Source organism: Bradyrhizobium diazoefficiens (assembly GCF_016612535.1).
GTDB classification, from domain to species: domain Bacteria; phylum Pseudomonadota; class Alphaproteobacteria; order Rhizobiales; family Xanthobacteraceae; genus Bradyrhizobium; species Bradyrhizobium diazoefficiens_C.
The window spans coordinates 2,609,807-2,630,703 of the sequence record NZ_JAENXS010000001.1 but is presented as its reverse complement, the minus strand read 5'-3'; the positions used below and the strand labels follow the sequence as shown (position 1 = coordinate 2,630,703).

At 64.5% G+C, this 20,897-nt stretch carries 20 protein-coding genes; 8 read left to right on the top strand and 12 right to left on the bottom strand.

What is annotated here, in order from left to right; all coding sequences use genetic code 11:
• Positions 1-118 precede the first annotated feature (118 nt).
• Positions 119-1,117, bottom strand: a complete 999-nt coding sequence (gene cobS / locus JJE66_RS12370) for a cobaltochelatase subunit CobS (RefSeq protein ID WP_200514538.1) — start codon at positions 1,115-1,117, stop codon at positions 119-121.
• A 298-nt stretch (positions 1,118-1,415) separates the two neighbouring features.
• Between cobS and JJE66_RS12365 the strand changes: the two genes are divergently transcribed.
• The gene (locus tag JJE66_RS12365) at positions 1,416-2,096 is read left to right on the top strand and encodes a DedA family protein (RefSeq protein ID WP_200514537.1); all 681 of its coding nucleotides are present in this window, start codon (positions 1,416-1,418) and stop codon (positions 2,094-2,096) included.
• A gap of 19 nt (positions 2,097-2,115) precedes the next feature.
• On the opposite strand, the gene JJE66_RS12360 is transcribed toward JJE66_RS12365, so the two are convergent.
• On the bottom strand, positions 2,116-3,342 hold the full coding sequence (locus tag JJE66_RS12360; RefSeq protein WP_200514536.1) for a citrate synthase family protein: 1,227 nt from the start codon (positions 3,340-3,342) through the stop codon (positions 2,116-2,118).
• A gap of 76 nt (positions 3,343-3,418) precedes the next feature.
• Between JJE66_RS12360 and JJE66_RS12355 the strand changes: the two genes are divergently transcribed.
• On the top strand, positions 3,419-4,522 hold the full coding sequence (locus tag JJE66_RS12355) for a citrate synthase/methylcitrate synthase (protein ID WP_200514535.1): 1,104 nt from the start codon (positions 3,419-3,421) through the stop codon (positions 4,520-4,522).
• 153 nt (positions 4,523-4,675) lie between these two features.
• On the top strand, positions 4,676-5,719 hold the full coding sequence (locus tag JJE66_RS12350) for an HWE histidine kinase domain-containing protein (RefSeq protein ID WP_200514534.1): 1,044 nt from the start codon (positions 4,676-4,678) through the stop codon (positions 5,717-5,719).
• Between the two features lie 43 nt (positions 5,720-5,762).
• Here the strand turns inward: JJE66_RS12350 and JJE66_RS12345 are convergent, their stop codons facing one another.
• The gene (locus JJE66_RS12345; RefSeq protein WP_200514533.1) at positions 5,763-6,398 is read right to left on the bottom strand and encodes a J domain-containing protein; all 636 of its coding nucleotides are present in this window, start codon (positions 6,396-6,398) and stop codon (positions 5,763-5,765) included.
• A gap of 156 nt (positions 6,399-6,554) precedes the next feature.
• Between JJE66_RS12345 and JJE66_RS12340 the strand changes: the two genes are divergently transcribed.
• Complete coding sequence (locus JJE66_RS12340) at positions 6,555-6,830, top strand: BolA family transcriptional regulator (RefSeq protein WP_246756348.1); 276 nt, start codon at positions 6,555-6,557, stop codon at positions 6,828-6,830.
• A 133-nt stretch (positions 6,831-6,963) separates the two neighbouring features.
• Here JJE66_RS12340 and JJE66_RS12335 read toward each other — a convergent pair whose 3' ends face one another.
• From JJE66_RS12335 to JJE66_RS12325, 3 genes are read right to left on the bottom strand one after another with little or no spacing between them, the layout of a single operon-like run.
• Positions 6,964-8,268 (bottom strand): HlyC/CorC family transporter, encoded by a 1,305-nt coding sequence (locus JJE66_RS12335; RefSeq protein ID WP_200514531.1) that lies wholly within the window; start codon positions 8,266-8,268, stop codon positions 6,964-6,966.
• A gap of 29 nt (positions 8,269-8,297) precedes the next feature.
• Positions 8,298-9,446, bottom strand: a complete 1,149-nt coding sequence (gene aroB / locus JJE66_RS12330; protein ID WP_200514530.1) for a 3-dehydroquinate synthase — start codon at positions 9,444-9,446, stop codon at positions 8,298-8,300.
• Positions 9,443-10,054, bottom strand: a complete 612-nt coding sequence (locus JJE66_RS12325) for a shikimate kinase (protein ID WP_200514529.1) — start codon at positions 10,052-10,054, stop codon at positions 9,443-9,445. Before JJE66_RS12325 ends, aroB begins: the two co-directional genes overlap by 4 nt.
• A 169-nt stretch (positions 10,055-10,223) precedes the next feature.
• Between JJE66_RS12325 and JJE66_RS12320 the strand changes: the two genes are divergently transcribed.
• The 4 genes from JJE66_RS12320 to JJE66_RS12305 all read left to right on the top strand — a co-directional run bounded on the left by JJE66_RS12320 (position 10,224) and on the right by JJE66_RS12305 (position 14,496).
• Positions 10,224-10,370: a hypothetical protein gene (locus JJE66_RS12320; RefSeq protein ID WP_035669499.1), complete on the top strand. Its 147-nt coding sequence runs from the start codon at positions 10,224-10,226 to the stop codon at positions 10,368-10,370.
• Positions 10,371-10,387: 17 nt separating this feature from the next.
• Positions 10,388-11,359: a site-specific tyrosine recombinase XerD gene (gene xerD, locus JJE66_RS12315; RefSeq protein WP_200514528.1), complete on the top strand. Its 972-nt coding sequence runs from the start codon at positions 10,388-10,390 to the stop codon at positions 11,357-11,359.
• Between the two features lie 188 nt (positions 11,360-11,547).
• A complete protein-coding gene (locus JJE66_RS12310; protein WP_200514527.1) occupies positions 11,548-12,510 on the top strand; it encodes an acetyl-CoA carboxylase carboxyltransferase subunit alpha in 963 nt (320 codons plus the stop codon).
• A 447-nt stretch (positions 12,511-12,957) separates the two neighbouring features.
• Positions 12,958-14,496, top strand: a complete 1,539-nt coding sequence (locus tag JJE66_RS12305; protein WP_210349669.1) for a murein L,D-transpeptidase family protein — start codon at positions 12,958-12,960, stop codon at positions 14,494-14,496.
• A 183-nt stretch (positions 14,497-14,679) separates the two neighbouring features.
• Here JJE66_RS12305 and JJE66_RS12300 read toward each other — a convergent pair whose 3' ends face one another.
• The 6 genes from JJE66_RS12300 to JJE66_RS12275 form a co-directional block, all read right to left on the bottom strand.
• Positions 14,680-15,375 carry an ABC transporter ATP-binding protein gene (locus JJE66_RS12300; protein ID WP_200514526.1) on the bottom strand — a complete coding sequence of 232 codons (696 nt, stop codon included), beginning with the start codon at positions 15,373-15,375 and terminating at the stop codon, positions 14,680-14,682.
• Positions 15,368-16,102, bottom strand: a complete 735-nt coding sequence (locus tag JJE66_RS12295; protein WP_200514525.1) for an ABC transporter ATP-binding protein — start codon at positions 16,100-16,102, stop codon at positions 15,368-15,370. The genes JJE66_RS12300 and JJE66_RS12295 overlap by 8 nt, the downstream gene beginning before the upstream one ends.
• Positions 16,089-17,186: a branched-chain amino acid ABC transporter permease gene (locus JJE66_RS12290; protein WP_200514524.1), complete on the bottom strand. Its 1,098-nt coding sequence runs from the start codon at positions 17,184-17,186 to the stop codon at positions 16,089-16,091. The genes JJE66_RS12295 and JJE66_RS12290 overlap by 14 nt, the downstream gene beginning before the upstream one ends.
• Positions 17,187-17,254: 68 nt before the next feature.
• Entirely contained in the window at positions 17,255-18,472 is a 1,218-nt protein-coding gene (locus JJE66_RS12285; protein WP_200514523.1) for a substrate-binding protein, read from the bottom strand.
• Between the two features lie 4 nt (positions 18,473-18,476).
• Entirely contained in the window at positions 18,477-19,334 is an 858-nt protein-coding gene (locus tag JJE66_RS12280; RefSeq protein ID WP_200514522.1) for a branched-chain amino acid ABC transporter permease, read from the bottom strand.
• 36 nt (positions 19,335-19,370) lie between these two features.
• Positions 19,371-20,885, bottom strand: coding sequence for an amidase (locus JJE66_RS12275; protein ID WP_200514521.1), 1,515 nt, complete (start codon positions 20,883-20,885; stop codon positions 19,371-19,373).
• Positions 20,886-20,897: the final 12 nt, after the last annotated feature.

Below are 20,897 nucleotides of genomic sequence, written 5' to 3'. Positions count from 1 at the left end.
TCGTCCCAGCGAAGGCCGGGACCCATAACCACCGGCCGCTCTTGTGTCAGGAAACTCTCAGTGGCGTTCAAACGAGACATCACGCGGTATGGGTCCCGCCGGGACGACATCTCAAACCTTAGCTCAGCGCCACGTTCACCGACGATTCCGGCAGCTCCGCGTTGAAGCAGCGCTGGTAGAACTCGGCAACCAGCGGACGTTCGAGCTCGTCGCATTTGTTGAGGAAGGTGACCCGGAACGCGAAGCCGATATCGCCGAAGATGTCGGCGTTCTCAGCCCAGGTGATCACCGTGCGCGGGCTCATCACCGTCGACAGATCGCCATTGGCGAAGGCGTTACGGGAGAGATCGGCAAGGCGGACCATCTTGTTGACGATGTCGCGGCCCTCCGGGGTGCGATAGTGCTTGGCCTTCGCCAGCACGATCTCCACTTCCTCGTCATGGCTGAGGTAGTTGAGCGTGGTGACGATCGACCAGCGGTCCATCTGGCCCTGGTTGATCTGCTGGGTGCCGTGATAGAGGCCCGAGGTGTCGCCGAGACCCACGGTGTTGGCGGTCGAGAACATCCGGAACGCCGGATGCGGCTTGATCACCTTGTTTTGGTCGAGCAGTGTCAGGCGGCCGGAGACTTCCAGTACGCGCTGGATCACGAACATCACGTCGGGTCGGCCGGCGTCGTATTCGTCGAACACCAGCGCGATGTTGTGCTGGAGCGCCCAAGGCAGGATGCCGTCGCGGAATTCGGTGACCTGCTTGCCGTCGCGGACCACGATCGAGTCCTTGCCGACGAGGTCGATACGGCTGATATGGCTGTCGAGGTTGACGCGCACGCAGGGCCAGTTCAGGCGCGCCGCGACCTGCTCGATATGGGTGGATTTGCCGGTGCCGTGGTAGCCGGTGACCATGACACGGCGGTTCTTGGCGAAGCCGGCGAGAATGGCGAGCGTGGTGGCGCGGTCGAAGCGGTAGTCGGAATCGACTTCGGGCACATGAGGATCGACTTCGGAATAGGCCGGCACTTCGAGATCGGTGTCGATCCCGAACACCTGGCGCACCGACACCTTCATGTCGGGCAGACCGGAAACTTCCTCAACTTTGGACAAGGCGGCGGTCGTCATCAATCCTCCGAGGTCCCGGGCGATCCCGAGACCAGTTATTTGCACGTTGGCGGCGGCTGGGTGCGTCTGCGAACCTAGCAGAGACAACGTGCGGGCAGAAGCCCGCCTCCCAATCAAAGTTCCGTTGTCTTTTCATTTAGATAGGCAAGGAACGCGATTTTTGGAAGGCTGCTCTGCGAATCACGCCCGAATTTCGAGCGGGATACGTCGCCCTGCCCAAGCGAGTGGCACTTTTCCCGCCTTCGCTTACTTATGTAGGGGTCTGAACCCCAATGCCCGCCACCGACACAGAGACGACGTGACGTCCTTCCTTGATCACTTGATATCCTTCGTTTCTGCCCATGCGTGGCTGGCTTATCTGACCTTGTTCCTGGCGGCGCTTCTCGAAGCCGTTCCGGTGGTGGGGTCGGTGATCCCCGGCTCGACCATCATCCTGGCGCTCAGCGCGCTGGTTCCGGGCGGAGACCTGAAACTGCAATGGGTGCTGCTGGCCGCAGTGATCGGCGCCCTGCTCGGCGACGGCTCGGCCTATTGGCTCGGTCACCGGCAGCAGCGCAAGATCCTCAGCACTTGGCCGCTGACCAATTATCCACGCCTGGTCGAGGAGAGCGAAAGCTTCTTCCATCGCTTCGGCACTTGGGCCGTGTTCTTCGCCCGCTTCGTGCCGCCGATCCGTGCCTTCGTGCCCGTCACGGCCGGCGCGCTCGGGATGCCGCCTGCGCGGTTCTATGCGGTGAACATCCCCGCGATCCTGGTCTGGGCGCCCGCGCATGTGCTGCCGGGCGTGCTGGCGGTATCGGCCCTCCACGAATACGCCGGACTGCCGCATCACGGGCATCCCTACAAGCACATGTGGATTCTGACCGTGGTCGGTGTGGCGATCGTGGTGAGCGTGACGGTCTGGATCTATCGCCGCCGCAACGGCGGCGGTGTCGCGGCGGCGAAGCCGCGGGCATTGCCTTCGCCGCAACGACGCTGAGAAATGAGCTTTATCGCTCTTAAATTTGAGAGCCAGCTCCCGTCCTCCGCCCCGGCGCCGGTCCCACATATCTCGCCCGCGGTCTGATCAGCTTGCCGAACTGCAGCTGCTCGCTGGCGTGCGCGATCCAGCCGACGCTGCGAGCCATCGCGAACAATGCGAGCTCGCTGCCTGCCGGCAGGCGCAGCGCGTGCACGAGCACGGCGAGCACATAATCGATGTTGACGAACTCTCCGGTCGCTTCCGCAATCCGCTCGGGTACCTCGCGGGTGAATTTGCGCGGCGCGCCGGCGCGCGCCAGAGCATTCAGCAGCGATTGCGCACGGGGATCGCCGCGCTTGTAGACGCCATGGCCGAAACCCGCAAACCGCTCGCCGAGCGCGACGCGCTCGCGCACCATCGGTTCGACGTCGCGGTCGACCAGCGTCTTGACCAGCTGCGAGGCCAGCACGCCGGCGCCGCCGTGCTTCGGACCCTTCAGCGCGGCCAGGCCGGCGATGACGGAATCATAGAGATTGAGCCCGGTCGACGCCGCGCATCGCGCGGTGAAGGTGGACGCATTCAGCTCGTGCTCGGCGAGCAGCACCAGCGCGCGACGGATGAGATCGGGCGCGTACTTGTTGTCGGGCGCCCAGGCGCGCGCGATCTGCTGGTGCAGCGGCTCGGACGACGGCTCGGCATTGAGCATGGTCGCAACCAGCAGGCGGACGATGCGCGCGCCGACCATGGTGCGGCCGTCGGGCGCACGGGTGAAGGCGCGGGAATCCGCGCTGGCCGCGAGCGCGAGCACGGCGATGGCGCGATCGATCGGCGCGGCACGGTGCGCGGCCTGTGCGATCAGGCGCATCTCGTCGGACACAGCGGGGCAGTTGTCCGGCGCAAAGGGATCGACGCCCGAGACATTCCAGAGCAGCGTCGCCGTGTGCTCCAGCGTGTCGCTCTCGGCAAGATCCACACAGTTCACCCCGCGATAGATCGGGCCGTCCTCGGTGATGGTGGAGATCTCGGTGTCCATCACCGGCAAATCGGCATCGAAGCTGCGCAGGCCGCGCGGCTCCGGCGACGGCACGCGGCGCTCCTTCAGGGCGCGGACGTCCTCGGCGCGGTAGCGGTTTTTGCGCGAATCCGGCGTCGGCTCGGAGCGGATCAGCCCGCGGCTGACATAGGCGTAAAGCGTGGCCGGCGAGATCGCGAGCTCGGCGGCGGCTTCCCGGGCAGAGAGGTAGAGCTCTTCGGAATTATTCATATTGATTGATGTAATCAAGATTGATCAATCTGTCGAGAGACCCGATTTTTCTCTCGTGAACAAGGAGAATTGGGCCATGAACATCCACCTCACCAAAAGCCAGATCGGGCTGGACGGCGTTCCCGCGGCCGAAACCGTACTGAGCCATGTCGACGGCGAGCGCGGCGAATTGATCATCGCGGGCGAGCATGTCGGCCGACTGGCCGCCAAATCGAGCTTCGAGGGCGTCACCGCCCGGCTCTGGAACGGGGCGAGCCAGAGCACGCTCAGCGAAGCGAATGTGCGGGCGAGCCTGGGTGCGGCGCGCGAGCGCGCCTTCGCGCGCCTGCCCGAGCTGCTGCCGGCCACCCAAGACATGGGTATCGTCGACGGGTTTCGCGCGGCGGTCGCGGGGCTTCGCGCAGAGCATGGCCTCGCGCACGAGGCAACGATCGTCGGTGCATTTCCGGTGATCGCGGGTGCGCTGGTCCGGCGCGCGAAAGGGCTCGACCCGATCGCGCCGGATCCGAGCGTGAGCCATGCCGCCGATACGCTGCGCATGCTGCATGGGCGCGCGCCTGCAGCGCGCGAGGTCTCTGCACTCGACGCCTATCTCGTCACCGCCAGCGACCACGGCATGAACGCCTCGACCTTCACCGCGCGCGTGGTGGCTTCGACGCAGGCCGATCTGTTCGCCGCGGTGACCGCGGGTTATTGCGCGCTGACCGGTCCCCTGCATGGCGGCGCGCCGGAGCCGGTGCTGGAAATGCTCGACGCGATCGGCTCGCGCGAGCGTATCCAGCCCTGGGTCGATGCGGCGCTGGCACGCGGCGAGCGGATGATGGGTTTTGGTCACCGCGTCTATCGCGTCCGCGACCCCCGCGCCGACGTGCTCAAGACCGCGGTCGAGGCGCTCGCAGCCGATGGCGCCGATCTCCCCTTTGCCGGCGAGGTCGAGGCCTATATCCGCAGCGCCCTGCGCAAGAAGAATCCTGAGCGGCCGCTGGAGACCAATGTCGAGTTCTTCACCGCGATCCTGCTCGATGCGCTGGCGATCCCGCGCCAGGCCTTCACGCCGATCTTCGCGGTGGCACGCGCAGCAGGCTGGACCGCGCATGCGCGCGAGCAGCAGCGGACGGGACGGCTGATCCGGCCGAGCTCGTCGTATGTGGGGGCGATGCCGAAGGCTTCGGGCGAATAGCGCGGAAGCTGCATGATGGCGGGCCATTCGCTCCCCCTGTCATGCCCTGACGAGACCACGATTGCGGGACGATCTGCATCGTCCCGCAACGGCATGGAACGTCTCCGCGTCTGGAGACTTGTCAATGTCTGTTCCTGTGGATTTTGAATTGCGATGCTGGACTTGTTTGGAGAAGCGAACGAGGCCAGCATTGGGGCGATCACCGCCGGCTATGCCGTCAGCCGCAGCGAGGCCGGCGCGAATTCTGAACGGCGATTCCGTGATTTGCTCCAGGCGCTGCCTGCCGCAATCTACACCACCGACGCCGAAGGTCGCATCACCTTCTTCAATCGCGCCTGCATCGATTTTGCCGGACGCACGCCGCAAATCGGCGAGATGTGGTGCGTGACCTGGAAGCTTTATCTGCCGGACGGCACGCCGCTCCCGCACGCTGAATGCCCCATGGCCATCGCCCTGAAGCAGAACCGCGCCGTACGCGACGTCGAGGCGATTGCCGAACGGCCTGACGGCTCACGGATCTATTTCATGCCGTATCCCACGCCCCTGCGCGATGAAAGCGGCCGATTGGCTGGTGCGGTGAACATGCTGGTCGATATCACGGCTCGCAAGCAGGCCGAGCAGCGGATGATGCTTCTCGCGTCCGAAGTCGATCATCGTTCGAACAATTTGCTCGCAGTGGCGCAGGCGATGCTGCGGCTGACCAAGGCAGATAGCGCCGAGGAGTTCCAGGCCGTGTTCCAGGGCCGGCTCAGCGCGCTTGCCAACGTACAGAAGCTGTTCTCGGATTCGCGATGGACAGGGGCCAGCCTGAAAACCATCATCGAAGAGGAACTCCGTCCCTACGACAGCCGGGACGGCGAACGGATCCGGATCGCAGGCGACGATATCCACCTGCCGGCGACGCTAGCCCAGTCGGTCGCGGTCGCCGTGCATGAACTCGCGACCAACGCCGCCAAGTACGGCGCGCTGTCGACGCCCTCGGGCAGATTGGATATTCGCTGGGAGACCAGCGATGCAGGGCCTCTCGTGCTGCACTGGTCGGAGAGTGGCGGTCCCCGGGTCAAGGAGCCACCGACGCGGAGGGGCTTCGGCATCGGCGCGGTCGACGGCATCATCCGGACCTTGCGCGGAAAGGTCAGCCGGCAGTGGCGTCCGGAAGGACTGCTTTGCGAATTGTCCTTCCCGGAGATCGCCTGAAGTGTGATGGCTTCAGGCTGGATGCTTCAGGCTGGATCGTGCGTCAGGCCTCCCGCACCACCGTCTTCAGATAATTATACGCCTTGATGATCTCGATCAGGCGATCTTCGGTGGAGCGGTCGCCGCCATTGGTGTCGGGGTGGTGCTGCTTCGCCAGCGCCTTGTACTTGGACTTGACGTCGGCAAGGGTAGCGTCGGGGCCGAGGCCCATCACCTGGAGCGCCTTGCGCTCGGCGTTCATGATCTTGCGCGTCTCGACCTTGGGCGCGGCCTGCGGGCCGGCGCGCCAGCCGGTGCGGCCGTTGAGCTCCTGGAACATGCTGAACGGATCGAAGGCGCCGTCGATCTCGGCCTCCGCCCCCTTCTTGACGCCGCCATTGGCGCCCATCTTCCAGGTCGGGCGATGGCCGGTCAGCGCATCTTTCTGATAGCGCGCGACCGCATCGGCATTCATGCCGGAGAAAAAATTGTAGTTCTGGTTGTACTCGCGCACGTGATTCAAGCAGAAGTGCCAGTACTCACGCTGGTTGTCGCGCCCCTTCGGCGCGCGGTGGGCGCCCTTGTTCTGGCACCCGGTCCATTCGCAATTGGCCACGGTGTCGCGCGGCTTCGCCTCCGGCTGCTTGCCTTTCGGCTTGACCCGGATGGAGTCGAAGAACTTGGATGAATCGATCGGCATGACCAACTTTGACTACGCAATGCAAAAACCTTCAAGTCTTGACATTGCAATTAGCTGACTACCCGTAACCGAAGCTTCGCCTCGGCGCTTTGAGAACGGCCGCCGGAGGCGGCCTATGGCATTGACGAAGTGCGATCGCGCACCTTAATGGCGCTCATGGTCATGAAAGACACTATCAGCAACAAGTTGCGGGAAGCTTTCACGCCGGAAAGCCTGCAAGTCGTCGACGAGTCACATCTGCATGAGGGGCACGCCGGCCACAGGCCGAGCGGCGAGACGCACTTCCGCGTGTATATCGTGTCTCAGGCGTTCAAAGGGAAGAGCCGGGTCGACCGCCACCGCATGATAAATGCAGCGCTGGCCGCGGAACTTTCCGGCAGCGTGCATGCGCTGGCGATCCACGCGCAGGCGCCGGGGGAAGGGTCGCTCTGAGCGGTCACAAGAGGTCGTCATGGCCCGGGCTTGTCCCGGGCATCCACGTTCTTTGTGCTGCAGGCAAGACGTGGATGGCCGGGACAAGCCCGGCCATGACGATGTGGAAGCTTCAGAGCTAAAAGCGACTGCGTCAAAACGACGTCCCAGCCCGCTTCGGCTTGGCTTCCTCCAGCTCCGCATCGCGCGGCACCGGTGAAATACGGAGCGCGGTGATGCGATTGCGCTCGCGGCGCAGGACGCGGAAGCGGAAGCCGTGGAACGTAAAACTCTGGCCGCGGTCGGGAATCGATTGCGCTTCGTGAATGACGAGGCCCGCGACCGTGGTTGCCTCCTGATCGGGCAGACGCCAGTCCATGGCGCGGTTGAGGTCGCGGATCGGCACCGAGCCGTCGACGACGACCGAGCCGTCCGGCTGGGCACGCACGCCGGCGACCACGACGTCGTGCTCGTCGGAGATGTCCCCGACGATCTCTTCCAGAATGTCTTCCAGCGTCACAAGACCTTCAACTTCGCCGTACTCGTCGACGACCAGCGCGAAATGGGTTTTTCGACGGCGGAATGCCTTCAATTGCTCGGAGACCGGGCGCATCTCCGGCACGAACCAGGGCGGCAGCGCGATGGTGGAGACGTCGATGCGCGAGGTGTCGCCGTCGGCGGCGCGGATCGCCCGCAGGAGATCCTTGGCATGGAGCACGCCGATGATGTTTTCCGGCTTCTCGCGCCACAGCGGAATGCGGGTGTATTCGGTCGCCAGCACCTCGCGCACCAGCTCCTCCGCCGGCAGATCGGCGTTGATCATCATCATCTCGGTGCGATGGATCATGACGTCGGAGACCTGGAGCTCGCGCAGATCCAGCAGGCCGCCGAGCATGTCGCGGTCCTGCTTCTCGACCTTGCCCTCGTGGTGCAACAGATCGACCGCGCCACGGAGGCGCTCGGTCGGCGACAGGATCGCCTGGTGCTCGCCGGCGAGGCCGAACAGCCGCATCAGCACGCGCACGATGACTTCCACGATTCGCAGTAGCGGCCCCAGCACGTACATCGTCAACCGCATCGGCCGCGCAACCGCGAGCGCCATCCGGTCCGGCGCGTTGATCGCGATGGTCTTCGGCAGGACCTCGGCGAAGATCACGACCAGCACCGTCATTACGCCGGTCGCGTAGAGCACGCCGACATCTCCGAACCATGCGGTAAAGATGCTGGTAGCCAACGCGGACGCGCTGATATTGGCGATGTTGTTGCCGAGCAGCAGCGCGCCGATCAGGCGATCACGCATGTCGAGCAGTTGCGAGACCACGTCGGCGTCGCGGTTACCCTGCTTGGACAGCCGCAGCATGCTGGCGCGCGAGGCACCGGTCAGCGCGGTCTCGCTCGCGGCGAAGAAGCCCGACACGAGCAGGCAGATAACGACGATGGTGAAGCCGAGCCAATCCATGAAACTCTCAACAGAAATTCAGTCGCGTTTCAGGCATTTTGCGCGAGCTTCTCTTTCAGGAAGTCGCGTACCGGCGCCGGCTCGACATCCTTTGCGATGACGGCACGCCCGACCGCCTCCAGGAGGATGAAGGTGAGCTTGCCGCGCTTGACCTTCTTGTCCTGCGCCATCAGCGCCATCAGCGCGTCGGCATCCACAAGCCCTTCCTGCACGAAACCGGCGATGTCCTGCAAGCGCGTCGGAAGGCCTGCTTCGATGAGGTGACGCTCGACGCGGGCGGCATCGGCCTCGCCGATCATGCCGAGCCTGGCCGAGAACTGCGCCGCCAGCGTCATGCCGATCGCAACGCCCTCGCCGTGAAACAGACGGTCGGAGAAACCGGTCGCGGCTTCCAGCGCGTGACCAAAGGTGTGGCCGAGATTGAGCAGCGCGCGCTCGCCGGTCTCGCGCTCGTCGCGCGAGACCACGCCGGCCTTGGCGCGGCAGGAGGTCGCAATTGCATGCTCGCGGGCCGAGCCGCCCTTGAAGATGTCGGAATGATTCTTCTCCAGCCAGCTGAAGAAGGCTTCGTCGCCGAGCACGCCGTATTTGGCGACCTCGGCATAGCCTGCGCGGAACTGCCGCGGCGACAGCGTGTCGAGCACGGCGGTGTCGGCGATCACCAGCACCGGCTGATGGAAGGCGCCGAGCAAATTCTTGCCCTGCGGCGAGTTGATGCCGGTCTTGCCGCCGACGGACGAATCGACCTGCGCCAGCAGCGAGGTCGGCACCTGCACGAAATCGACGCCGCGGCGCAGGATCGCGGCGGCAAAGCCGGCGAGATCGCCGACGACGCCGCCGCCGAGCGCGATGACGAGATCGTTGCGTTCGATCTTTGCGGCGATCAGGGCCTCGCTGACCTTCTCAAGACCGGCGTAGGTTTTGGAGATCTCGCCTTCCTCGACCACGACACGCGAAGTCGGAATGCCGCTGGCTGCAAGCGAGGCTTCCGTTGGCTCGAGCCAGTATTTTGCGACGGTGCGGTCGGTGACAACAGCCGTGCGCACGCCGGGGCGCAAAGCGGCGACCCGCTCACCGAGCGAGGACAGCACGTCGCGGCCGATGACGATGTCATAAGCACGATCGCCAAGCGCGACGTCGACGATGACGGAATCGGAATGTTTCAAAGGCGCAGTCATCGAACGGCACTCGCGAGGTCGGCTGGTGGTTGGCCGCAGAGATACGCATGCAGCGTCTCGATGGTCTCGTCGACGATTCTGTCGTGCGGCACGTCGCGCGAGGCGATGGTCAAATCGGCATGGCCGTAGACCGGCTCGCGCTCGGTGAGCAGGCGCGTCACGGTTCCCTCGGGATCGGCGGTCTGGAGCAGCGGGCGATCGGCGCGGCGGCGCACGCGCCGCATGATCACATCGTGATCGGCCTTGAGCCAGATCGAGATCGCCTTGGCCGCGATGCGGCTCCGCGTCTCCTCGCGCATGAACGCACCGCCGCCGGTTGCCAGCACGATCGGGCCGCCGTCGAGCAGGCGCGCGATTACCCGCGCTTCGCCGTCACGGAAATGCGGCTCGCCATGGCGCTCGAAAATCTCCGGTATGGTCATGCCGGCCGCCGCCTCGATCTCGGTGTCGGCATCGATGAAGGGCAGCTTGAGCCGCGCCGCCATGCGGCGGCCGATGGTCGACTTGCCAACGCCCATCATGCCGACCAGCACGATCGAACGCGTCCCAAGCGCCGACAGAATGTCGGCCTCAGGGCTCGCTTGTGCTGGCAACGCGGCGTCGGACATGGATCTCGCTCAGTTTGCCGCCAAATGCGGCATCCCTGGCCACCTATACGACCCCATTGGGGCCCTCGCCAGAGGACTCTTGCCACGAAACGGCGAACATGTTGGATGATTTCATTGGTTAATTTGGCTATCCGAACGCCTTGTCGCGCCCTCGCCGAGACCTTGCCCGATGCCCAGCCTGTTCCGCTTCCTGACGGTCGTCGCCGTGATCGCCGGCATCGTTTATGGCGTGGTGTTCGCGCTGGCCAACTTCGTCAATCCGAAGCCGCGGGAAATGACGGTGACGATCCCGCCGGATAAGTTTCTCAAGAAATAGGAGCTAGCCTCCGGGGCATGCGCAAATCCTCCGCCAGCAAGCCCTCCGACGCCAAGCTCACCGGCCTGTTCCTCGACATGCTCGCGGCGGAACAGGGCGCCGGCCCCAACACGCTCGACGCCTATCGGCGCGACCTCACGGATTTCTCGGAATTTTTGACTCGCGTTGGTCACAGCTTTGCGGACGCCGAGACGCAGACGCTGCGCGACTATCTCGGCGATCTCGATGCGCGCGGCTTCAAATCCTCCAGTGTCGCGCGGCGGCTGTCGGCGATACGGCATCTGTTTCGCTTCCTGCTGAGCGAGCGGATCCGAGCCGAGGATCCCGCGGCGATCCTGTCCGGGCCGAAGCGCGGCCGCGGGCTGCCAAAAGTGCTGTCGATCGCCGATGTCGACCGCATGCTCCGCCGCGCCAAGGAGATGAGCGAGGCCGCAGACGCCTCGCCGTCGCAGCGGTTGCGGGCTTTGCGGCTCTATTGCCTGCTCGAGGTGCTCTACGCCACGGGCCTGCGCGTCTCCGAGCTGGTGGCGCTGCCGCGCACGGCGGCCAAACGCGACGCCCGCATGATCGTGGTGCGAGGCAAGGGCGACAAGGAACGCCTGGTGCCGCTGAACGAGGCCTCGCGGCAGGCGATGGCGGATTATCTCGCAGCGACGGAAGCTGCAAAGGCGGAAAAGAAGAAGGACAGCCTCGCCACCTCGAAATGGCTGTTTCCCTCGTTCGGCGAGAGCGGGCATCTGACGCGACAGCACTTTGCCCGCGACCTCAAAGAGCTCGCGGTCGCCTCGGGCCTGCAAGCCCGGCTGGTCTCCCCGCATGTGCTGCGCCACGCCTTTGCCAGCCACCTCCTGCACAACGGCGCGGATTTGCGCATCGTGCAGACCCTGCTCGGACACACCGACATCTCGACCACCCAGATCTACACCCATGTGGTCGAGGAGCGGCTGAAGAGCCTCGTGCGCGACCTGCACCCGCTGGCGGAGAAGTAGCCGCCGCCGTGCGGCGGCGGGCGAAACCGCCTTGACTTCGGCCACATCTCCGCAGAAAGAGCCGTGGCCTTGTCAGTGATTTGGCGCGCTTCCGCGAGCGCACAGGTCAAACCCTTGAAGAAGCTACACTTCTTTCGAGGAAGCCAACCTCGCTTCGCGTCCTCGCCCTGTCCCGTTATATTGAGTTGATGCCAGACCAGATGCGCAGCTATCTCGATTTCGAAAAGCCCGTCGCCGAGCTCGACTCCAAGCTCGACGAGCTCAGGACGCTGGCGGCCTCCGGCACCGATATCAGTGATGAGATCGGCCGGATCGAGGACAAGGCGGCGCAGGCGCTGGCCGACCTCTATCTGAACCTGACGCCGTGGCAGAAGACGCTGGTGGCGCGGCATCCGCAGCGGCCGCATTTCAATGACTTCATCAAGGGCCTGGTCACCGAATTCACCCCGCTCGCCGGCGACCGCAAGTTCGGCGAGGACGAGGCGCTGGTCGCGGGCTTCGGCCGCTTCCGCGGCGAGGCGATCTGCGTGATGGGTCAGGAAAAGGGCGATTCCACCGAGAGCCGCATCAAGCATAATTTCGGCATGGCGCGGCCCGAGGGCTATCGCAAATGCGTGCGGCTGATGGAGATGGCCGAGCGGTTCGGCCTGCCGGTGCTGTCGCTCGCCGATTCCGCCGGCGCCTATCCCGGCATCGGCGCCGAGGAGCGGGGGCAGGCCGAGGCGATCGCGCGCTCGACCGATGCCTGCATGGCGCTAACCGTGCCGAACGTCGCCATCATCACCGGCGAGGGCATGTCGGGCGGCGCCATCGCCATCACCACCGCCAACAAGGTGTTGATGCTGGAGCACGCGATCTACAGCGTGATCTCGCCGGAAGCCGCCTCCTCCATCCTCTGGCGCGACGGCAGCAAGGCGCAGGAAGCCGCCAACAACATGAAGATCACCGCCCAGGACATGCTGCGCTTCGGGGTGATCGACAGCATCCTGAAGGAGCCGGTCGGCGGCGCCCACCGCGACCCCGCGGCCATGATCGCCACCACGGGCGATGCCATCGCCAAGGCCTTCGACGAGCTCCGGGGCCTCGACGGCGACGCCATCCGCAAGCAACGCCGGCAGAAATTCCTCGATATCGGCCGGAAACTGGGCTGATTCGGGCAGATTCCGGTGCCGTAGGGTGGGTTAGCCGAAGGCGTAACCCACCACTGTTTGTCTCCGCGAAACGAGAAGAGGTGGGTTACGCCGAGCAGATGCGCTTCGCACATCTGCAGGGCTAACCCACCTTACGCAGCTCCTCAGGTAACCCGGCGTTAACCCTTTTTTTGCCCAAATCGGCGATCTCAGTACTGGTTTGGCCGCAAGGCCCGAAATCGTCCCAAGTTACGGCCCAGTTTAAGTCTCTGTTGACCACGCCTTCGGGCCAACGGGCTCGTGATCCCCGGTCGGGTTGCGACCCGTCGGCGCGGAGGTTAGAATTTTAATCAATGGCTTCAGGGCATAAGCGCAGGCGCCTGGTCTGAAAAAGTCCGGAGATCCGGTCAGACCATGCTCCAAGAATCGGGGTTCGCGCTCCTTGCCCGGCACGTTGTGGGGTCCACCTTGAATTCTCGTTCGCTTGCTCGCGCGCTCCTGGCTTCGATTGCGCTTGCCGCCAGCGTTCTGCTCGCCGGCTGCGACACCGATCAGGTGTCGCTGGCGAACAACGCCAAGGCCAACCAGCCGGTCTCGCCAAAACTCGTCGCCGCGATGGGTGAGAAGGACATGGATCTGCAATCGCCGATCCTGATCCGCCTGTTCAAGCAGGAGGCCGAGCTCGAGATCTGGAAGCAGACCCGCTCCGGCCAGTTCGCCCTGCTCAAGACCTATCCGATCTGCCGCTGGTCCGGCGATCTCGGTCCGAAGGTGCGCGAAGGCGACCGCCAGGCGCCGGAAGGATTCTACTCGATCAGCCCGAGCCAGATGAATCCGCAATCGGCCTATTACCTGTCGTTCAACACCGGCTTCCCCAACGCCTTCGACAAGGCGCTCGGCCGCACCGGCTCGCAGCTGATGGTGCATGGCGATTGCTCGTCGCGCGGCTGCTACGCCATGACCGACGAGCAGATCGCGGAGATCTATTCGCTGGGACGCGAGTCCTTCTTCGGCGGCCAGAAGGCGTTCCAGTTCCAGGCGTATCCTTTCAGGATGACGCCGGTGAACATGGCCAGGCACCGCAACAATCCGAACATGGCCTTCTGGAAGATGATCAAGGAAGGCTATGATCATTTCGAGGTGACGCGGCAGGAGCCGAAGGTCGATTTCTGCGAGAAGAAATACGTGTTCGACGCGGCCAAGGCGCCCGACGCCAAGCGCGACCCCGTGTTCGACGCCTCCGCGAAGTGCCCGGCCTATGTGATCCCCGAGGACATCGCCAGCGCCGTGCGCGAGAAAGAGCAGCGCGACGAGGCCGAGTACAACAAGCTCGTCTCCAAGGGCACGCCGGTTGCGCGCATGAACACCGGCATCGACGGCGGCATGAACAAGATCTTTGCGGCGAAGATTCCGGAAGGCTCGACCGGCCTGTCGGAAGGCGCCGAAGGCACCACGCTGCAGATGCTGGCGATGTCGAAGGCGCCGGGCACCATCCCCGGCACCGTCAATCCGCCGAAGCCGAACCTCGACGCAGTCGCCTCCGCGCCGCAGGAAGAGCCCGTCGTTGCCGTCAGCGCGCCCCCGACCAACACGCGTGTCGCCACGGCCGCAGCGGGTGAGAAGTCGGGCTTCTTCTCCAACCTCGGCCGCAAGATGGGCCTGGGCACCGCCGACACGACGGCGACGACACCGGCGCCGCAAGCCACCGCGTCGGTGGCTCCGGCCCCCGCAACGTCGCCCACCGCGGCGTCGAGACTGAAGGCCGCAGTGGCGAGGTTCGCGCCCGGCCATGACAAGTCCAAGGACAAGACAGCCGTTGCCGCGAAGCCTGCCGAACCGGCCAAATCTTCCGACTCGGCGAAGCCTGCCGAGACCAAGGTCGCCGCATCGCGGCCGGCTCTGAAGCCGTCGGTGAGGGACGGAGCGGGTGAAGCGGCGCAGATGATGGGAGCAGCGCCGGTGGTGTCGTCGAACTCGTTCGACAGCCGATTTGGTGCGGTGAAGTAGGCGGCCCCCGGTCTCTGCACTCCATCCAAGCCTGACGGTGTCATTCCCCGCGAAAGCGGGGAATCCAGTATTCCAGAGACGGTTGTCTCTCAATCGAGACGCCACGGCGTACTGGATGCCCCGCTTTCGCGGAGCATGACAGTGGGTATCTGAGCACAGACCGGCGCAGTTCGGCTGCCAATCCTACGGCGCCAGATACCGCATCAGCTCCGGATTGCCCCTCACCTCGCCCGCCGCACCCTGTAGCGCGACGCAGCCGCGATCCAGCACGTAGGCGTAGTCGGCGACGCGCAGCGCAAGGTCGAGGTGCTGCTCGACGATGATGACGGCGATCTCCTTGGCGAGCTCGATCAGGCGTTCGGTGATCTCCTCGATCACGCCGATCCAGACGCCTTCGGTCGGCTCGTCCAGCACCAATAATTTCGGATCGCCCAGCATGGCGCGGCCGATAGCGAGCATCTTGCGCTCGCCGCCGGAGAGCGTGCCGGCGGGCTGGTCGAGGCGCTCGCCGAGTTTCGGGAAGATCGTCAGCACGTGGTCGACGGCGTCGGCCTTCTTGCTTGCGAGCGAGCCGACGGCGAGATTGTCGCGCACCGACAGGCGCGCGAACACCGAATGCTCCTGCGGCACGTAGCCGATGCCGGCGCGCACGCGCTCCTGGGTCGCGCGACGGCTGATGTCGCGGCCGTCGAAGGCGACCTCGCCTTTCCATGCCGGCAGCTCGCCGACGATGGTCTTCATCAGCGTGGTCTTGCCGGCGCCGTTGCGCCCGAGCACCGCGACGCCGCCGCGCCAGGGAATGCCGAGATTGACGTCGAACAGGACCTGGCTGCGGCCATAGCCGGTGTCGAGATGCTTGATGTCCAAAAATTCAGGCACGGCGCAGATAGATCTCCTGGACGGATTTGTTGGCCTGGATCTCCGACACCGTGCCCGAAGCGAGCACCTTGCCCTGGTCGAGTACGGTGAGGCGATCGCAGATGTCGCGGATGAAATCGAGGTCGTGCTCGACGATGACGAGCGAGCAATGCTGCTTGATCGGCTGGAGCAATTCGCCGGTGACGCGACGCTCCTCCAGGCTCATGCCGCCGGTCGGCTCATCGAGCAGCAGCAGTTTCGGCTTGCCCGCGAGCGCCATCGCGATCTCCAGCCATTGCTGCTGGCCGTGCGACAGCGCCGCTGCCGCGTCGAAGGCACGATCGGCCAAGCGGAATTGCGTCAGCATGATCATGACCTGATCGTGCAACGCACCCCGCGTGCGCGAGAGCACGAGGTCGAGCAGCGAGGACTGCGCCTGGAGCGCGAGCAGGATATTGTCGTAGAGCGTCAGCGACGGCAGCACGGACGTGATCTGGAACTTCAGGCTCATGCCGGCCCGTGCCCGCTCGGTCGGCGTGAACGCCGTGATGTCGGCATTGATGAACGAGACCTTGCCCTGCGTCGGCACTTCGGCTCCCGCGATGCATTTCATCAGCGTGCTCTTGCCGGAGCCGTTCGGGCCGATCAGGCCGTGAAACTCGTTCTCTCCGACGGTGAGCGCGGCGCCGTCGAGCGCGGTGAGCTTGCCGAATATCTTTGAGATGCCCGCGGCTTCAAGGAGCGGCATTTTGCTTCCCCTTGATCTTGGCACCAAAACAGCCGACGCGCTCCCGCTCGCCCAGCACAAAGCTGATCAGGCCGAGCGGCCGGAACAGGATCACGAACAAGAGCAGGACGCCGAGAATGATCGGCCAGATATCGCGGTAATTGTCCGAGAGCCAGAAGCTGACGCCTTCGACGATCACGGTGCCGATGACAGCACCGATCAGCGTGCCCGAGCCGCCGAACAGCACGTAGAGCACCACTTGCGTCGAGACCACGACGCCGACCATGTTGGGCCAGACGAACCCCTCGTGGAAAGCATAGAGACTGCCGGCAAGGCCGGCGATGGCGCCGCCGATCGCGAAGATGATCGCCTTGAGGTGCTGCGCCTTGTAGCCGAAGAAGGCGATGCGCTGCTCGTTCTCGCGCAGGCCGGCGAGCGCCAGCCCGAACTGCGAGCGCACCAGGAAGCGGCACAGCAGGTAGACGACGGCGAGGATACCGAGCACGAGATAATAGAACGCCGGCCCTTCCTCGAATTCGTAGCCTCGAAGCGTCATCGGCACGATCGAGGGAATGCCGTTCTGGCCGCCGAGATAATACCAGCCTCGCGCGAGGCGATCGGCGGCGTAGGAGCCGGTCAGCGTGCCCAGCGAAACGAAGATCACGCTGGAGGGATGCCGGCCCAGCAGCAGGAAGCCGCCGAGCAAGAGCGCAAAGGTAAGGCCGATGATCGTGCCCGCCGGCAGCACCAGGAAGATGTTGGTGATGTCCAGGTCGCGCGCGAGCAGCGCCACGCCATAACCGGCCGAGCCGAAGAACAGCGCCTGGCCGAAGCTCATGATGCCGGCATAGCCCCAGACCAGATCGAACGACAGCGCGAACAGCGCGAGAATGATCACGCGTGTCGCGAACACCGTCAGATAATCCTGGAGCACCAGCGGGGCGACCAGCGCGGCGACGAACACCACGCCCTCGACGATCGGCAAGACCTTTCGCGCCGACGAGCGTTTGACCGGTGCGCTTTCCGTCACCGAAACGTCTGTCTCACTCCCGACGTCGGCGTGGACGTGGACGGCCTGTTTAGCTGCACCCATAGATTTCAGCATTCCGGATTAAAGCACCTTGTGGCGGTGGACGCACCTCTCCCCGACGGGGAGAGGTGAAGAAAATCATTTTAACATTCCTTGGGATCGACGAGCCCGTCGCTGCGTCCGACGATCTCGTAGTTCCCGCCCTTGGCGACCGCGGTGTACATCTTCATCTTGCAGTGGCGCTTGCCCGGCACCATTTCGGCCGGTCCGCCCGGGCCTTCGGCGATCTTGGCGTGATCGAGGGTAGCTGCGACCGATTCGCGGTCGATCTTGCCAGCTTCCTTGACGGCGGCTTCCCACAGCTTCAGGCCGCGATAGGTGCCGGTCGCGGCACTTCCGGCGGCGAACAGGAAGTTGCCTGGAAAATCCTTCTCGTAGGCCGCCTGAATCTTGGCGTCGAACGGGTTCTCCTTGGTCAGCACCTTGAAGTAGTCGAGGCAGCTCGCAAGGCCCTCGATCTCGTTGGCCTGGTTGATGTTGAGCGTGTTCTCGTCGTAGTAGACGCAGGCCAGACGCCCGCCGTTTTTGAGGAAGCCGGCTTCATAGAGCTGCTTGAAGAACGGACCGACGCCCGGCGGAATGACGGTGTTGAAGACGACGTCGACCTTGTTGGAGATGATGCGGTTGACGGTCGAGGAGAAGTCGATCTGGTCGAGCGGATAGTATTCCTCGAACACGACCTCGCCGCCGTTGGCTTCGATCACCTTGCGGGCATAGACGTTGAGCGTGTGCGGCCAGACATAGTTGGCGCTCGGCAGCGCGAACTTCTTGCCGCCGTTCTTGATCAGCCAGGGGATGAACTCGTCGCATTGCTGCGCCGGCGTCGGTCCGGTGCAGAACAGATAGGGCGTGCACTCCTTGCCTTCATAGAGCTGCGGGTAGATGTAGAGCGTCTTGCCGCGCGCCACGATCGGGTCCTTGATGGCGTTGCGCATCGACGAGGTGATGCCGCCCAGCACCATGTCGACCTTGTCGCGCTGGATCAGTTTTCGCACGTTGCCGACCGCGACCGATTCGTTGGAGGCGGTGTCCTCGATGTAGAGCTCGAGCGGGCGGCCGAGCAGGCCACCGCCAGCGTTGATCTCCTTGATCACCATCTTGGCGACATTGGCGTCGGCGTTGCCGGCGTACGCAATCGGACCGGTCAGGTCGGTCGCGATGCCGACCTTGATCGGGGCTTCGGCCGCATTGGCCCAGGGCGCCGGGATCACCCAGCTTCCGACCCCGGTCGCGACCGCGCCGGAGGCGAAAGCGAAATTGGAGAGAAAGCGGCGGCGTGAAAGTTGAGGACGATCGAACATGTGACTAAACCCCTTTTCCAGCGATGAGGCCCTGCGGCCGAAATTTGATGAAGGCAATGGCGAGAACGAAAACGAGCACATCGGCGACCACAGGCGCGATGACCCAGGGCAGCGCCGCGCTGAGCGTGCCGATCACCCCGGCGCCGGCGACGGGGCCGATGAAGGATCCGACACCGCCGACCATGACGGCGACGAAGCCCTGGATCAGGAAGCGGATGCCGAGATCGGCGTAGAGGCTGAACACCGGCACGATCAGCGCGCCGGCAAGGCCTGCGAGCGCGGAGCCGAACGCAAAGGTGGCGCCGTACATCAGGGGCGTGGAAATGCCGGATGCGCGCGCCAGCGACGGATTTTCCAGCGTGGCGCGCATGCGCAGACCAAAACTCGTGCGCGACAGCAGGAGATAGCAACCGCCCATCACCAGCAGCGTGATGACGATGATGGTGAAACGCCACGCCGAGATGTGCATGGTGCCGATGTCGATCGAGCCGCCGATCGGCTCGGGCACGGTGAGATAGAAACCGCCGATCAGCCCGCGCACGGATTCGCGGATGATCAGGCCGAGCGCGTAGGTGCCGAGCATGGCCACGATCGGCGCGGCGTAGAAGCGGCGGATGATCAGCGCCTCCAGCACAAAGCCGAACGCACCGACCAGAAAGGGCGCTGCGACCATGCCGGTCCAGATCGGCAGGCCCTTGGCGTAGGCAAGATAGGTGATGTAGGCCCCGAGCAGGACGAATTCGCCCTGCGCGAAGTTGAAGATGCCCATCATGCTGGCGATGATCCCGAGCCCCAGCACGATCAGGACGATGATCGCGCCAAAGCTCAGGATCTCGAACGCCGCGACGAACGCGTTAGCCATGCTTTGCCGTTCCGTCCGTCTTCATTGAAGCCTCGCTCACATCTTCTTCCAGTCGCCGATCTGCTCGAAGGCGTGCGCGGCGCGGTAAATGGTGGATTCCTCGAACATGCGGCCGACCAGCATCAGGCCGATGGGAAGGCCGTCGACCATGCCGCAGGGCAGCGACATCGCGGGATGATGGGTGATGTCGAACGGCGCGGTGTTGGAAATCATCTCGAGCGCGCGCGCGACGTAATCCTCGCGGCTGGCGGTGGGCTCCGGCAGCTTGGTCGCCTTCATCGGCGTCGTCGGCAGCAGCAGCAGGTCGTATTCGCCGAAGGCCTTGTCATAGGCCGCGGTCAGGCGTCGCGAGATGTTCAGAGCCTTGCCGTAGTAGCGCGGACCAAAGGTGTTGTTGATATAGGTGCCTAGCAACAGGAACAGTTTTGTGGTCTCGGATAGCGAGTCCGCCTGCCGGCGCCAGCCGCGGTGGAAATCCATCAGCGAGGTCGAGTAGAGGTCCGACCGGCTCAGGCCATAGCCATCGCCGTACATCATGGTCTGGGTCATGCCCTCGGTGCCGATCGGCGTCCAGATCGCGGGACCGAGGAGGTGCATCGGGATCGAGACGGTCTCGACCGTCGCACCCAGATCCTTGAAGCGCTTGGCGGCTTCGCGCACGCTTTCATTGACGGCAGACTCCGCAGTTGCCTGCTCAAAACCTTCCTTGAGGATGCCGATCTTCATGCCCTTCACGCCCTGGCCGAGCGCCTTGGTGTACTCCTCGACTCTGGGCGACTTGATGCGGGGGTCATAGCCGTCGTCGCCGGCGAGCACTTCGAGCAGCAGCGCATTGTCGGCGACGGTCGCCGTCATCGGGCCGGTGTGATCCACGAAGACCTCGATCGGCATGATGCCGGTATAGGGGACGAGACCCCAGGTCGGCTTCATGCCGTAGGTGCCACAGAATGAGGACGGCATGCGGATCGAGCCGCCCTGGTCGCCGCCGATCGCCATGTCGACCTCGCCGAGCGCGACGACGACGCCGCTGCCCGAGGACGAGCCGCCGGCCGAATAGCCCATCTTGTAGGGATTGTGGACGGCGCCCACCGCGTTGGTGTGGCTACCACCGGACATGCAGAAGGATTCGCAGTGGGTCTTGCCGGCAATCTCGGCGCCGGCGTCCAGCATGCGGGTGACGATGGTGGCGTCGAAATCGGGGACATAGCCTTCCAGGGTCGCCGAACCGTTCATCATGGGAACGCCGGCCAGCATGATGTTGTCCTTCAGCGCGACGGTCTTACCCTTCAGCTTGCCGCTTGCGGCACCCTGAACCTTGGACTTGCGGTACCAGGCGTTGCGCGGATTCTCCTCCGCCGAGGGCTGATAGCCCGGCGTGCGCAGATATTTCACCTGCGGCACTTCGTCGGGCATCGCGCCGACCAGATTGTAGGCCTCGATCGAACCCTGCATCAGGCCGCGGAACGAGGTCACGTCTTCGTCGGTCAGCGCGAGGCCGCACTGCTCCGCGACGCTGCGGAGTTGGGCAGGCGTGGGAAGGACAACTGTCACGGCGCTCTCCTG